This window comes from Methylocystis parvus OBBP, from assembly GCF_027571405.1.
Taxonomy (GTDB): domain Bacteria; phylum Pseudomonadota; class Alphaproteobacteria; order Rhizobiales; family Beijerinckiaceae; genus Methylocystis; species Methylocystis parva.
In genome coordinates, this window is the sequence record NZ_CP092968.1 from 512,507 (window position 1) to 525,851 (window position 13,345).

General features: G+C 64.3%; 17 protein-coding genes. 11 read left to right on the forward strand and 6 right to left on the reverse strand.

Annotation, left to right across the window (positions count from 1 at the left end; translation table 11 throughout):
- Positions 1 to 66 precede the first annotated feature (66 nt).
- Together MMG94_RS02435 and MMG94_RS02440 are read right to left on the reverse strand one after the other, a co-directional pair.
- On the reverse strand, positions 67 to 1,200 hold the full coding sequence (locus MMG94_RS02435; RefSeq protein WP_016921997.1) for a DUF2865 domain-containing protein: 1,134 nt from the start codon (positions 1,198 to 1,200) through the stop codon (positions 67 to 69).
- A 221-nt stretch (positions 1,201 to 1,421) separates the two neighbouring features.
- Positions 1,422 to 1,664 carry a hypothetical protein gene (locus MMG94_RS02440; protein ID WP_016921998.1) on the reverse strand — a complete coding sequence of 81 codons (243 nt, stop codon included), beginning with the start codon at positions 1,662 to 1,664 and terminating at the stop codon, positions 1,422 to 1,424.
- A gap of 236 nt (positions 1,665 to 1,900) precedes the next feature.
- On the opposite strand from MMG94_RS02440, the gene MMG94_RS02445 reads away from it, so the two are divergent.
- On the forward strand, positions 1,901 to 2,434 hold the full coding sequence (locus tag MMG94_RS02445) for a CreA family protein (RefSeq protein ID WP_026016542.1): 534 nt from the start codon (positions 1,901 to 1,903) through the stop codon (positions 2,432 to 2,434).
- Between the two features lie 3 nt (positions 2,435 to 2,437).
- Here the strand turns inward: MMG94_RS02445 and MMG94_RS02450 are convergent, their stop codons facing one another.
- Complete coding sequence (locus tag MMG94_RS02450; RefSeq protein ID WP_016922000.1) at positions 2,438 to 2,776, reverse strand: hypothetical protein; 339 nt, start codon at positions 2,774 to 2,776, stop codon at positions 2,438 to 2,440.
- A 278-nt stretch (positions 2,777 to 3,054) separates the two neighbouring features.
- Here MMG94_RS02450 and cysS point away from each other — a divergent pair, with 278 nt between their 5' ends.
- From cysS to cimA, 5 genes are all read left to right on the forward strand, one after another.
- Positions 3,055 to 4,470, forward strand: a complete 1,416-nt coding sequence (gene cysS, locus MMG94_RS02455; RefSeq protein ID WP_016922001.1) for a cysteine--tRNA ligase — start codon at positions 3,055 to 3,057, stop codon at positions 4,468 to 4,470.
- A gap of 197 nt (positions 4,471 to 4,667) precedes the next feature.
- Positions 4,668 to 5,021: an endonuclease domain-containing protein gene (locus MMG94_RS02460; RefSeq protein WP_016922002.1), complete on the forward strand. Its 354-nt coding sequence runs from the start codon at positions 4,668 to 4,670 to the stop codon at positions 5,019 to 5,021.
- A gap of 212 nt (positions 5,022 to 5,233) precedes the next feature.
- Positions 5,234 to 5,368 (forward strand): hypothetical protein, encoded by a 135-nt coding sequence (locus MMG94_RS02465; RefSeq protein WP_016922003.1) that lies wholly within the window; start codon positions 5,234 to 5,236, stop codon positions 5,366 to 5,368.
- Positions 5,368 to 5,865 carry a GNAT family N-acetyltransferase gene (locus MMG94_RS02470; RefSeq protein ID WP_016922004.1) on the forward strand — a complete coding sequence of 166 codons (498 nt, stop codon included), beginning with the start codon at positions 5,368 to 5,370 and terminating at the stop codon, positions 5,863 to 5,865. Before MMG94_RS02465 ends, MMG94_RS02470 begins: the two co-directional genes overlap by 1 nt.
- Positions 5,865 to 7,457, forward strand: a complete 1,593-nt coding sequence (gene cimA / locus MMG94_RS02475) for a citramalate synthase (protein WP_016922005.1) — start codon at positions 5,865 to 5,867, stop codon at positions 7,455 to 7,457. Before MMG94_RS02470 ends, cimA begins: the two co-directional genes overlap by 1 nt.
- Before the next feature lie 61 nt (positions 7,458 to 7,518).
- Here cimA and MMG94_RS02480 read toward each other — a convergent pair whose 3' ends face one another.
- On the reverse strand, positions 7,519 to 7,959 hold the full coding sequence (locus MMG94_RS02480) for an iron-sulfur cluster assembly scaffold protein (RefSeq protein ID WP_016922006.1): 441 nt from the start codon (positions 7,957 to 7,959) through the stop codon (positions 7,519 to 7,521).
- Positions 7,960 to 8,216: 257 nt separating this feature from the next.
- Here MMG94_RS02480 and folE point away from each other — a divergent pair, with 257 nt between their 5' ends.
- The 4 genes from folE to MMG94_RS02500 all read left to right on the forward strand — a co-directional run bounded on the left by folE (position 8,217) and on the right by MMG94_RS02500 (position 10,913).
- Positions 8,217 to 8,906: a GTP cyclohydrolase I FolE gene (gene folE / locus MMG94_RS02485; RefSeq protein ID WP_016922007.1), complete on the forward strand. Its 690-nt coding sequence runs from the start codon at positions 8,217 to 8,219 to the stop codon at positions 8,904 to 8,906.
- The gene (gene hisI / locus MMG94_RS02490) at positions 8,906 to 9,292 is read left to right on the forward strand and encodes a phosphoribosyl-AMP cyclohydrolase (RefSeq protein WP_016922008.1); all 387 of its coding nucleotides are present in this window, start codon (positions 8,906 to 8,908) and stop codon (positions 9,290 to 9,292) included. The genes folE and hisI overlap by 1 nt, the downstream gene beginning before the upstream one ends.
- Before the next feature lie 86 nt (positions 9,293 to 9,378).
- Entirely contained in the window at positions 9,379 to 9,654 is a 276-nt protein-coding gene (locus MMG94_RS02495; protein ID WP_016922009.1) for a phosphopantetheine-binding protein, read from the forward strand.
- Positions 9,655 to 9,908: 254 nt separating this feature from the next.
- A complete protein-coding gene (locus MMG94_RS02500) occupies positions 9,909 to 10,913 on the forward strand; it encodes a patatin-like phospholipase family protein (protein ID WP_016922010.1) in 1,005 nt (334 codons plus the stop codon).
- A gap of 41 nt (positions 10,914 to 10,954) precedes the next feature.
- Here MMG94_RS02500 and MMG94_RS02505 read toward each other — a convergent pair whose 3' ends face one another.
- Positions 10,955 to 11,386, reverse strand: coding sequence for a CBS domain-containing protein (locus tag MMG94_RS02505; RefSeq protein ID WP_026016543.1), 432 nt, complete (start codon positions 11,384 to 11,386; stop codon positions 10,955 to 10,957).
- An 86-nt stretch (positions 11,387 to 11,472) separates the two neighbouring features.
- Positions 11,473 to 12,246, reverse strand: a complete 774-nt coding sequence (locus tag MMG94_RS02510) for a rhomboid family intramembrane serine protease (RefSeq protein WP_016922012.1) — start codon at positions 12,244 to 12,246, stop codon at positions 11,473 to 11,475.
- A 445-nt stretch (positions 12,247 to 12,691) separates the two neighbouring features.
- Here MMG94_RS02510 and MMG94_RS02515 point away from each other — a divergent pair, with 445 nt between their 5' ends.
- Positions 12,692 to 13,282 carry a PAS domain-containing protein gene (locus MMG94_RS02515; protein ID WP_016922013.1) on the forward strand — a complete coding sequence of 197 codons (591 nt, stop codon included), beginning with the start codon at positions 12,692 to 12,694 and terminating at the stop codon, positions 13,280 to 13,282.
- Positions 13,283 to 13,345 lie beyond the last annotated feature (63 nt).

Sequence of the window (13,345 nt, forward strand, 5' to 3'; positions counted from 1 at the left end):
GCTCGCCTGCTCTTCAAGGAATGGCGCGGCCGGCGACGCCGCGGCTGACCAACAGCCAAATTCGCGTCAAAGCGTCGGCGCCACCACGCGCACCCGGCGCTTCACGCCATCCGGCCCGACCACTTCGCGAAAAACCTCCGGCGCGCCGGTCGTCACGCTGCCTTGCGTGCCGCGCAGCCCGTCGCCGACGAGCGGCGCCGCGACGGCCGCCGCGCCTTCGGGCCTCCTGGCGCGCGGATCGCCGGACTGGATCGGACGCGACATCTGCTCCGCCTGCTCGGCGGTGATCATCTGATCCTTTTTGTTGCGCTCGGCGAGCATGCGTTCGGCTTCGGCGAGCGCTTCCGTCCAGCTCTGGCCCTGAGGCTTGCAGCCGCAGGAGGGCTCGTAGCTCTTCTCGAATTTGCGCGCGTTGGGGTGGTCGGCATAGGGCTCGCCATCGATGGAGACGGCCGAGTCGAGCCCTTTCCATTGCGACTGGGTGTAGAGCTTCGCCTCCGCGCCCGGACACATGGCCTTGCAGAAGGCGTTGAGATCGTCGAGCTGCGAGGCCTTCGCCGAATAGGTGATCGGGAAAAAGCCGCCGTCGCAGGAACGCACGCATATCGCCATGGGACCGCCGCTCGGACGCTGATCCACCGGCTCGCCTTCGTCCTGATAATTCGGGTCGAGCGTCGGGTCCGGCGCGCCGACCGGAACCTCGCGCAGCCCGGTTGTCCGGTCGGGCGCGCCGACGCCGAAAAGCTCTTCGAAAAAGCTTTTGGGCTGGGGCTCGCGCGCCGAAGCGCGTTGCCGGCAATCCACCTCGTATCGGGCCATCAGCGCCTGCCGCTGACTGTCGTCGGACGCGCCCTGGTCATAAGCGGCGATCGTGCCCTCCAGCGCGTTGAGCCTGGCGTTGACGCTCCCGCATTGCGGCGGCGGCGGATCGCCGAAGAAAAGGAATTGCTGCTGGTCGCAGCCCATGGCGTGCGCCTTGGCGGCGAGGCGGCCATATTCCGCGCGCTGCTTGGCGGCGGCGGCGCGATAGCGGGCCTGCATGCCCTCGGCGCCCGCTTTGGCGATCTGGGCGCGCAAATCCGTGCAGTAGCCGCTTTCGGCCCGCGCCTGCCGCGGGGCGCAGGCCAGAACAAGAAGCGCCGTAGCGAAAGCGACGGCGAAACGTCCGCGGAAATTCATCGGCCCCAAAGTCGGCCTCATTGCGTGCTCCGGCTGCCGGCCCGGCGCGGGGCGATCTTCGAGCCTCTCCGCGCGGCGGGTCCTTTTTAGGAATCGCGGCGCCCGTTCTTGGCATATTCGCTTATTTGCGCCGGCGATCAAATCGATGCGGGATTGTGCCCGTCATCATGTCGGCAACAAGGCGGGCGCGCGAGCCTGCGGCAAGCGCGTAGAAAGCGGCGAGATCCGAGCTTGCAGGACCGTCAGCTGCAGGCTCCGCTCGGATCGCCCGCGCAATGCGGCATGAAACATTCATTGTACCAGACCGAATAGGGGACCGTCGGCGCGGGATAGTCGACCGTCGGATTGATATTCGGCGGCGTGACGCATTTGCCGGTCGGGGCGCAGCGGACATGCCAGCAGAAGGCGGGAATTGCGCGGGCATGGCCCGACGCGAGGGCGAGCGCGGCCATGAAAATATAAGGAACGAAGCGCGCGACCGACATTGCTGCCTCCAACGACGCCCCCTCGCCATCGGCGCTATGTGGGCGATTCCGGCGGGGCGACCATTCGGACCTTCCCCTGGCGGGCCGGCTTCAACGCGTCGGGCAGGGGATCTTTCTGACGAATGCCGAGGCGTTTCGCGCCGCGCCTGCAATTTTTACCGCGCCGCAGTCTTGCGCCTCTTCCCTTGAGCGCGGTCTTCGCCCATATCCGCCCCGACGCCATTGGAGGTCGCCTTATGAAGACATGCAGATTTTTCGCTATTGCCCCGCTCGCTCTCGCCGCTCTTCTGGCCGCTGGCGTTGCGTCCGCGCAGGAGGGTCCCGACCTCGTCTTCCGCAAGTCGACCGATTTCAAGTTGCTGACGCCCAATGACAAGCTCGCGACCTATGTCGTCGACGATCCGCTGATCGACGGCGTCGCCTGCACCTACACCGCCCATGAGAAGGGCGGCGTCGCCGGCATGTTCGGCGTCGCGGAGCAGACCTCGGAAGTCTCGCTCGCATGCAGCCAATATGGGCCGATCAAGCTGCGCGCCGGCAAGGAGAAGGAAAAGTTCAGCCAGGGCGATCTCGTCATCAGCGAGCGCCGGTCGCTGCTCTTCAAGCAGATGCACATTGCGCGCGGCTGCGACGTGAAGCGCAACATGCTGGTCTACATGGTCTATTCGGATAAGCTCGTGGAAGGCTCGCCCGAGAACTCCACGGCCACCGTGGCGCTCCAGCCCTGGGGCGGGGCGGAGCCCGCCAAATGCGCGGATTGGGTGAAGTAAGCCTTATTCCGAGCAGGAGACGATCGCCGCGCCCGGCTGCAGCGGCTGGCGCGGCGCGGCGGCGTCGATCGAGGCGGTGACGTCCTCGGCGCGGCCATAAGCCTTCGCCGGGCCGTGGCCATGCGACTCGCACCAGGCGTCGGCGACGATCTTGCCGCAGTCGGATTTCTGGGTCAGGCACTCGATGACGCCGTAGCCGTCCTGATCCAAGACGACGTAAGTCGCGAGCGGCGCCGCCTGGACGTTGGAATGATAGGCGGCGGAGACCAGAAGACCCGCGACGAGCGGCGCGGCGAGACGCGGCCAGAGCGACTTTTCGTATTTCGAAGAAAGAATGAACATGGCCACGCCCGTGAGTGGCCGCCCGAGACAATTGGCGGCGTCTCGAAGAGGTAGCGGGACGCAGTAAAATATGCGTTAAGTCGCCACGATCCCGCCTCAATTTCGCAGCGCGGCGCACCCTTGACGGCGCGGCGCTTTCGGGCGCATGGTCTCGACCATGACGCTCAACTGCCGAATTTGCGGCCGGATCATTATCAGCTAGCGCCCCCGCTGGCCGGAGCCGTCACGTCCCTCAAACGACATGAAACGCGCCGGCCCGCCGGCCAACCGAGGTTTTCATGTCGACGCCCGCGCTCAAGATCTACAACACGCTGACGCGAACGAAGGAGGTTTTCCAGCCCCTCGATCCCGCCAATGTGCGCATGTATGTCTGCGGACCGACGGTGTACGACTACGCCCATATCGGCAATGCGAGGCCGCTGATCGTCTTCGACGTGCTGTATCGGCTGCTGCGGCGTCTCTATGGCGAGCGCCACGTCAAATATGTGCGCAACATCACCGACGTCGACGACAAGATCAACGCCCGCGCGGCGGAACGCGGGATCACGATCCGCGAGCTGACCGAAGAGACGAACAGGGTCTTTCAGGAGGATGTGACGGCGCTGGGCTGCCTTCCGCCCGACGTGCAGCCGCGCGCGACCGAACATATCGCGCAGATGATCGCGATCATCGAAAGACTGATCGCGGGGGGCCATGCTTATGCGGCGGATGGTCATGTGCTGTTCGACGTGCCGTCGATGAAGGAATATGGCCGCCTCTCGCGTCGCTCTTTGGACGAGATGCTCGCCGGCGCCCGCGTGGACGTCGCGCCTTATAAGCGCGGCGACATGGATTTCGTTTTATGGAAACCGTCAAAGGAGACCGAGCCCGGTTGGGAGAGCCCTTGGGGCAGGGGGCGCCCGGGCTGGCATATCGAATGCTCGGCGATGAGCTGGGCGCATTTAGGCGAAACCTTCGACATTCACGGCGGCGGCGTCGATCTCGTCTTTCCGCATCACGAAAACGAGATCGCGCAGAGCTGCTGCGCTTTTAGCCAGCCCGTAATGGCGAATTACTGGATGCATAACGGATTCCTGCAGGTCGAGGGCGAGAAGATGTCCAAGAGCCTGGGGAATTTCGTGACGATTCACGAGCTGCTGCATACGGAGAAATTTGGGGGGCGGAAGTGGCCGGGCGAGGTGCTGCGGCTCGCAATGTTGCGGACGCATTACAGGCAGCCGATCGATTGGACGGTGAAGGCGCTGGAGGAGGCGGAGTTAAGTCTAAAAAAATGGGCGATCGAGACTGGCGTTGTCGAGGTCGACGGGGATGGATTTGGCATGGGCTACGGTTCACCGGATGGTGACGGCTATGGCGGCGGCTTTGCTGGCGTTCGAATTGTTTTGGAAGCGTTGGAAGATGATTTGAATACGCCTTTCGCGCTGACCGCGATTCACGCAATTGAAGACTCACAAGAGCTCAAGGCCGCTCTCAACTTGATTGGCGTAAATGTTCGATCGTACGCTCGATGGGTTGAAGGCGAAAGGAGATCTGTGAATGTGGAGCATGTTTCCTCGCTCATTGCCGCCCGCCTCGCCGCCCGCCTCGCCAGGAACTGGGGAGAGTCCGATCGTATCCGCGATGAGCTTGCCGCGATGGGCATTGCGCTCAAGGACAATAAGGACGGCACGACGACGTGGGAGGTGAAGCGTTGAGCGCGAACCCCACCCGGCCCGCTGCGCGGACCACCCTCCCCGTAAAGGGGAGGGATTGGAGCGGCGCCGTTGCGGCGCTTCCTGAAAGACTGATGCAGTCGCCAGAGTTGGGTGCGATCAGCAATGTTGATGCAGCTCAATCCCTCCCCTTTACGGGGAGGGTGGCGCGCGAAGCGCGACGGGTGGGGTTCTAAGCCATGTCGGTGGTCAAAGCTCGTGCGTTGCGCAAGTCGATGACGCCCCAGGAAGTGAAGCTCTGGGTGCATCTGCGTCAGTTGCGGCCGCAGGGTTTCCACTTTCGCCGTCAGGCGCCGGTCGACGGCTATATTCTCGACTTCGTCTGTTTCAAGCACAGGCTGATCGTCGAGGTCGACGGCTCGCAGCATGGGGAAGATCAGCAACTGGGCCACGACGCCCGGCGTGACGCGCATTTCGCGGCGAACGGATTTGAGACGCTGCGGTTCTGGAACGCGGACGTGGATTTGAATTTGTCGGCCGTTGTCGAGACGATCATCGCGCGGGCGTATGAGAAGGTGGAGGAGGATTCCTGATGCGGGCCCCACCCGTCGCGCTTCACGCGCTGCCCTCCCCGCAAGGGGGAGGGATTGGAGCGGCGCGATTGCAGCTCATCCTGAAAGGCAAATGCGGTTGCCCGAGTTGGGCGTGATCAGAAATGTCGATACAGCCCAATCCCTCCCTTTTACGGGGAGGGCGGCCCGCAAAGCGGGCCGGGTGGGAGTTCGCAGGGTAAAGGGAGCAGGCCATGGCCAACGAAGACTGGAAAAAGACGCTGCCGTTCAAGCGCCATTGGGCGGTTTATCTTCTCTTTAAACTCGCCGTGCTCGCCGGCGCCGCCTTTGTCGCGTGGCATATCATGCGCGCTTTCGAGGTCGTGTGATGGCGTCGCCCGGGCTTCGGCCATTCCTTCCGAGCGACGCGCCGACGCTCGCCGCGCTTTTCCGCGCGAGCGTCGAGGAGCTGACGGCCGAGGATTACAGCGACGACCAGCGCGAGGCCTGGGCCTCTGTCGCTGACGATGAAGAGGCCTTCGCCAGGAAGCTTGCGGGCGAGCTTACGATCGTGGCGATCATCGGCGTAGAAATTGCCGGCTTCGCGTCTCTCAAGGACAACACGCTTTTCGACATGCTCTATGTGCGGCCCGATCTCGCGGGCCGGGGCGTGGGCTCGGCGCTCGCCGACGCGATCGAGAAGCTCGCCGGCGGGCGCGGGACGAAGAAGCTCACGGTCGAAGCCTCGGACGCCGCGCGGGAATTCTTCGCCGCGCGCTTCTATGTCGCGCAAAGCCGCAACACGGTGACGGTCGGCGGCGAATGGCTCGGCAATACGACGATGATCAAAGATCTGGCGGCGCCGCCCGCCTCGGGACCGCATTGATGACCAAGGAACGCGTCACGCTTTACGATACGACGCTGCGCGACGGCGCGCAGACGACGGGCGTCGATTTCTCGCTCGAGGACAAGCGGCAGATCGCCGCCATGCTCGACGATCTCGGGATCGACTATGTCGAGGGCGGCTATCCCGGCGCCAACGCCACAGACACGGAGTTTTTCGCGGACCGTCCAAAAATCAAGGCGCGCTTTTCCGCCTTCGGCATGACGCGCCGCCAGGGACGGTCGGTCGAGAACGACACGGGCGTCGCGGCGCTGCTCGACAGCGCGGCGGATGCGGTGACCTTTGTCGCCAAGAGCTGGGATTATCAGGTCAAGGTCGCCTTACGCTCCACGGAAGAAGACAATCTCGAGGGCATTACGCAGTCCGTAAGGCACGCCGTTTCGAAGAAGAAGGAGGTCGCGGTCGACTGCGAGCATTTCTTCGACGGCTTCAAGGCGAATCCGGATTATGCGCTCGCCTGCGCGAAGGCCGCCTATGACGCCGGCGCGCGCTGGGTCGTGCTGTGCGACACGAATGGCGGCGCGCTGCCGCATGAGGTCGAGCGCATCGTCGCCGAAGTCATCAAGGTCATCCCCGGCGCCAGCGTCGGCGTGCATTGCCATGACGATACGGGGCAGGCGGTCGCCAATTCGCTTGCGGCGCTGCGCGCGGGCGCGCGGCAGATTCAGGGCACGCTGAACGGATTGGGCGAGCGTTGCGGCAACGCCAATCTCACGACGATCATTCCGACGCTGCTCCTGAAGGACGAGTTCGCGTCGCGCTTCGAGATCGGCGTGACGCAGGAAAAGCTCACCCATCTGACGCGCGTCAGCCATGCGCTGGACGAACTGCTCAACCGCGCGCCGAACCGCCATGCGCCCTATGTCGGCGCCAGCGCCTTCGCGACCAAAGCGGGCATTCACGCCTCGGCTGTGATGATCGACCCGAAAACCTATGAGCACGTCACGCCCGAAAGCGTCGGCAATCAGCGCCGTGTGCTGGTCTCCGATCAGGCGGGGCGCTCCAACATCATTTCGGAGCTGACGCGTCTCGGCGTTCCGCTCGACAAGGACGATCCGCGCCTTTCGCGCCTGCTCGACGAGGTGAAGGAGAAGGAGGCGCAGGGCTACGCCTATGAAGGCGCCGACGCCTCCTTCTTCCTGCTGGCCAAGCGCGTGCTGGGCGAGGCGCCGCATTATTTCGACATTGAGCGCTACAGCGTCGCGGTGGATCGCCGCTTCGCGCGCAACGGTTTCGAGGATCGCGGCGCCGAGGCGATCGTCAAGATCGCGGTTCATGGCGAAACGCGCATCTCGGCCGCCGAGGGCAACGGTCCCGTCAACGCGCTGGACCTCGCCTTGCGCAAGGATCTCGGCGCCTATCAGAAATATATAGACGACGTGCGGCTCGTGGATTACCGCGTCCGCGTCTTCCAGGGCGGCACGGACGCCGTGACGCGCGTGCTGGTGGAATGCGCCGATGGCGAGGGCGGCCGGTGGTCGACGGTGGGGGTCTCGGCGAACGTCATCGACGCATCATTCGAGGCGATCGTGGACGCCATCAACTACAAGCTGCTCGTGTCTGGAGCGAAGTGACGTCTCTTGTGTTTCGACCGGGAGGCGCCGGCGATTGAAGCGTCGAGAGGCGTGGCCGAGGTCAGTTAGGCCGCTTCGCCTCTTCGGCTTTTCCCACCGCGTCCACCACGGCGTCGAAGGCCAGCATTGTCGAGCCATGCCGGGCCTTGTAATCGCGCACCGGCTCCAGCACGGCGAGATCGCCCCATTTGCCCTCGGGGGGCGGGCCGTTTTCCTTCAGCATCTTGCGCAGGGCCTCGCGGGCCGCGCGCAGTTCCCCGGGGGTCGAGCCGACGATGTTGCGGGCCATGATCGAGGCGGAGGCCTGGCCCAGGGCGCAGGCTTTCAACTCGTGGGCGTAATCCGTCACGACGCCCTCGCTCAGCTTGAGGTCGACCGTGATGGTCGAGCCGCAGAGCTTAGAATAGCCCTTGGCGGTGGCGTCGGGGCTCTCCAGCCGGCCGAGGCGGGGGATATTGCCCGCAAGCTCAAGGATGCGGGCGTTATAGACATTGTCGAGCATATCAGCGCAGGCTCTGGCGCGGGGCTTACCTTCGCTCCCGCTCCCCTCTATATAGCTAGGGGAGGGCGGTCGCGAAAGCGCTCGTCCCGGCGCAACGCCGAGGCGCCGCATTTCTTGCATTGGCTCTGGCGAAGTCTCGAATTCTCGCGGTTTCTCCTATCCGGAAAGGCGAAAAATCGAGGTTATGACCCATGCGCCTTGTCCGCATGGGGGAAAGCGTCGTGGGTTTTACGACGCGATTGTCGAGGAGGCGCCACATGGATGACGTGGTTAAGACCTTTCCCGTTCGCCCCAGTTTTGAAGAAGACCGCAACGACGCCGTGTTAGATTCACCTTCCGCCAACCGCCCCGCCGAGCCGGCGAAGAAGAGCGTCGAACGCCCCAGCCGCGACGAGGCGGAGGCCGCCGTCCGCACCCTGCTGCGCTGGGCCGGCGACGATCCCGACCGCGAGGGCCTGCTCGAAACGCCGCGCCGCGTGGTCAAGGCCTATGAGGAATTCTTCAAAGGCTACAATGAGACCCCGGACGAGGTTCTGTCCCGCATCTTCGAGGAGGTCGAGGGCTATGACGACCTCGTGCTCGTGCGCGACATTCCCTTCACCTCGCATTGCGAGCATCATGTCGTGCCCTTCGTCGGCAAGGCGCATATCGCCTATTATCCGACGGGCGGCGTCGTGGGCCTCTCCAAGCTTGCGCGCCTCGTCGACGTCTTCGCCAAGCGTCTGCAGACGCAGGAGGCGATGACGGCGCAGATCGCCGGCGCGATCGAGAGCCATCTCGTTCCGCGCGGCGTCGCCGTGCTGATCGAGGCCGAGCATATGTGCATGTCCATGCGCGGCGTGCTCAAGCAGGGCTCGTCCACCGTCACCGTGCGCTTCTCGGGCGTCTTCCAGGACGATCCGGGCCAGCAGGCGCATTTCTACACGCTGCTGCGCGGCGCCCGCTAATGGCGGGCGACAAGGAGCTGGAGGAGGGGGCGGCGTTTACGCCCCGCTTCGACGCGAACGGCCTCATCGTCTGCGTGACGGTGGAGGCCGCGACGCGCGAGATCCTCATGGTCGCCTATATGAACCAGCTCGCGCTCGACAAGACGATCGAGACCGGCGTCGCGCATTACTGGTCGCGTTCGCGCGGCGCGCTTTGGCGCAAGGGCGACACGTCCGGCCAGGTTCAGCGCGTCGTCTCGCTTTCGGTCGATTGCGATCAGGACGCCATCCAGCTCATGGTCGAGGCGGGCGGCGACGGCAAGGCCTGCCATACGGGCCGCAAATCCTGTTTCTATCGCAAGCTCGCGACCGAGGGCGGCGCGAGGCGGCTCGTCTTCGCCGAGTAGAACGCGATGTGCCGCCGCGCACGGCGGCCGGGCGCGGAGCCCGCTACTCTCCAGCCATCAACTAAGAAATGGCAGGGAGCGTAGAAATGTTCGCCACCATCCAGCGCCTGATCGAGCAGGAAACCCGGGTCGCCGTCGCCGACGGAAAGCTCGCCGCGGATGCGGACCTCTATTCCCTGGGCATGACGTCGTTCGACGCGATCCGCCTTCTCGTCGCCGTTGAGCGCGAATTTCAGGTCGAATTCCCTCGCGACGCCCTCAATCGCAAGAGCATGGCGTCGATCGAAGCGATCGCGGTTTCGGTGCTGGCGCTTTGGCAGCTCGAAATGGAGCCGCCGAGGGCCCTGCGTCAGGCGGCGTAAGCGCGCCGCCCGTCCTCTTTTCCTCCCAGCCTCCCAGCCCGGCCCGCGCCGGGCTTTTTTGTGTTGCGGCGCGCAACATGAGGCATGGCGGTCTGAAATAAGGTTAACCTTCTAGACATTTTCCGAGCGCAGCCTCGCTCCCATATAAAAAAATCAAAATCCTCGGGTAGAGAGACGACTGAGCGGGAATATATGCGATGTTATCGCTGCTACGACGTAATGAGACGCCCATCCCAAACGAAACGCGCGAGGTCATGAGCGCAAGCGAAGACGGCGCGGACTCTCTCACGCCCGCCGTCGCCGACGGCGCCAATGACGACCGGCCCAGGCAGCCTCGCGGCCAGCCGCTGATCGGTCTCGCCCTTGGCGCGGGCGCGGCGCGCGGCTGGTCGCATATCGGCGTGTTGCGCGAGCTTGCCGAGCAGGGCATCCATCCCGACATCGTCGCCGGCACGTCGATCGGCGCCGTCGTCGGCGGCTGCTACGCCGCGGGACGGCTGGACCAGATCGAAGCCTTTGCCCGTTCGCTGACGCGGCGCCGGGTCTTCACGCTGATGGATCTCTCCTTTTCGGGCGCCAGCCTCATCACCGGCGAGCGGCTGAAATCCGCGCTGGAGCAGGAGCTCGACGGTTTCAAGGTGGAGGAATTGTCCATTCCCTTCGCGGCGGTCGCGACGGAGGTCGGCACGGGCCACGAAGTGTGGTTGCAGCGCGGCGACCTCGCGCAGGCCATTCGCGCTTCCTATGCGCTGCCGGGAATTTTCGAGCCGGTCCGAGTGGGCGACCGTTGGCTTTTCGACGGCGCGCTGGTCAATCCCGTCCCCGTCACGGTCTGCCGCGCGCTGGGCGCCGAATTCGTCATCGCGGTGAACGTCACGGCCGATACGATGTATCGCGCCCGCGTGATACGCGACGATCCGGCGGCGCAAAGGAAAGCGGCCGAGGCGGGACCCTTCGGCGACAAGCCGGACATATCCTTCGTCGACCGCATTCTGCCGCGCTATTTCGAGCGGCAGCGGGGCGACGCCCCCAATGTCGCCACGGCGATGATCGACGCCTTCAACATCATTCAGGACCGCATTCTGCGCTCACGTCTTGCGGGCGACCCTCCGGACGCCACCATCACGGCGCGGATGGAGGACATCGGCATGTTCGATTTCCACAAGGCGGACCAGTTGATCAATGTCGGGCGCATGGCCGCAAAGCGCGCTTTGCCCAACATTTTCGCGCATATCCCGATTTCCGGCGCGTCAGCCTAGACGTCGTCCCCTCCCGCGCGAGCGCGGGGAGGGGCAGGGGTTCACGCCTGCGCGATATATTCGCGCATGGAGCGGTGCTCCTCTTCGATGACGCGAATGCGGTATTTCACCACGTCGCCGATCGAAACGAGCCCGGCCAGACGCCCCTCGCGCATGACGGGAAGGTGTCGGCGGCGCTCCAGCGTCATCGTCTGCATGGTGGTGTCGACCGTGTCGTTCTCATGCGCCGCCACCGGGTTGCACTGCATGTGCTCCGAGACGGGCGAGTCGAGCGCCTCCGGCCCGAAGGCGGCGATCGCCGACACGACGTCCCGCTCCGAAATGAGGCCGATCACCGCGCCGTCGCTATCGGTGACGACGAGCGCGCCGATGCCATGCCGGATGAGCTCCTGCGCAACCTTGCGCAGCGGCATGGACGGCGGCGACGTGACGACGTAACGGCCCTTTTCCGAAAGAATCATTGCAACGGTCATACTGTCCTCCTCGGCGCGATCCCAACCCAACGCCCCATGCGCGCGTTATTTCGCGCGCTTACGTCGGCGGCTGGCCGGCGGGGACGCTAAGCGCGCCGCGCCGATGGTTCGAAGGCGCCAAAGCAAAGCAGACCGAACAGAAAGCCTCCGATATGCGCTTCCCACGCAATGGGCTCCGACGAACCGGAGACCTCGGGGAAAGCGCCGAGGAGAAAGTTTGCGCCGAACCAGACGATTAAAAAAAGCATCGCCTGACGGTTCTCGCCGATTTGAGAGAGAGAAGCCGTTCTGGCGTCTCTCCCATTTACTGCGCCGTTCTCGCCCAGCCGCGCGCCGGGGGTGAAAGCAAAACGCACAATTCCAGCCATGGTTCCTGAAATCGCCGCCGAGGCGCCGACGACCGGCGCGGCGTCGAGCGGATGAAAAGCAAAATGCGCAAAGGCGCCCGCGACCGCGCAGGCGGCGAAGAAGGCGAGAAAGCGCGCGGGCTCGAGGCGTCGCGCCACCGGCGCGCCAAAGGCCGCCAGAGTGAGGCTATTGATGACGAGATGCGTCCAGCCGCCGTGAAGAAAGGCGTAGCTGAGCGGCGTCAGATACACCCACCGGCCGCCGTTCAGCATGGCGACGAGCTGGCCCTGCGCATCGGCGTCGAGCGCATGCGCATCGGCGAGCGCGGAAAGAACGGTCTGCGGCGCGAGCGCGAAGCTCAATCGCAACGGCACGAAAGCAAAGGCGTCATAGACGGAATAGACGAGACCCCTGGGGGCGATCGCGGCGAAAAGCTCGATCGCCGTCATGACGCCGAGGAGAATGGTCACCACGCCCGGCAGATTGATCACTTTTTCGTTGTCGGCGTTCATTTGTCCCCTTTTGGCTCGTCTCGCTTAACGCATGAGCCTCACCGTCTCCGAATGGGACAATATTTGATTTTGCCGCAGTCGAAAGGGGGCCCCGAAGGGCGAGGGCGGATGGCGCCGGAAGCGATTTGATCGGGGAGGGGGAACGCCGGAGCAAACGTTCCCCCTCTTGTCTCATCGCCCTTCGCTTGGAAAAAGAAATGTCATCAAAAGTTGTTTTTCTACAGTATTTTGCCTTGGAACGCCGAGGGAGCGGAGCATCTCCCCACAAGCGTCGCGGCACGTCAGGAAGGTGCCACGGCGCGCCGGGACCCGCAAGAAATGCGTTGAAAAAAGGTTAATTCCATTAACGGATGGCATGCGCGCTGCTGTTTACCGTTATGCGCAGCGTTGAGGGAAGCCCGTTTCAATCCTGGGCGGGGACGCCGCGCGATCAGCGGGCGGAGTAATGAGACAGCAGGTAAGCAAGGATCTGTTCGCCTATTGGCGCGAACTCAAGGGCGCGCGCGCCGCGCCCGACCGCTCGGACATCGATCCGGCGGCGATCCGCCACATATTGGCCGATACTTTCATCATAGAGATCGACGTTGATTGCCGCTTTCCGCTCCGTCTTTCGGGCGGCCGGATCGACGCGCTCTGGATGGAGGAACGGAAAGGCGCGTCCTTTCTGGAGCTATGGCGGCCGGAAGACCGTCGCGGCGCTTCCGCTGCGCTGCTCACGGTGGTCGAGGGCGTGACGCCCGTCGTCGCCGGAGTCAGAACGCATGCGCAGGGACACGCGCCGCTGGAGCTCGAGATGATCCTGCTCCCCTTGCGCCATTTCGGGAAGACGCATTCGCGCGTGCTGGGGGCTTTGTCTCCGGTTTACCAGCCCGACTGGCTTGGTCAGCTGCGCGCGGCGCCGCTGGAAATGATTTCCATGAGGGTGCTCGACGCGAAAGAGGCCCGGCCAAGCTCCTCGAACTACCGGTCTTTCCAGCCGCCCCGGACGGCGCTCCGGCATCCGCGACTCGTCATCTATGACGGAGATAAGCTGTGATGGACGCATCTATTTCCGCCGTAGACGTAAGCAATCTTTAATCGGGTCGGCGGTATTGTCTGG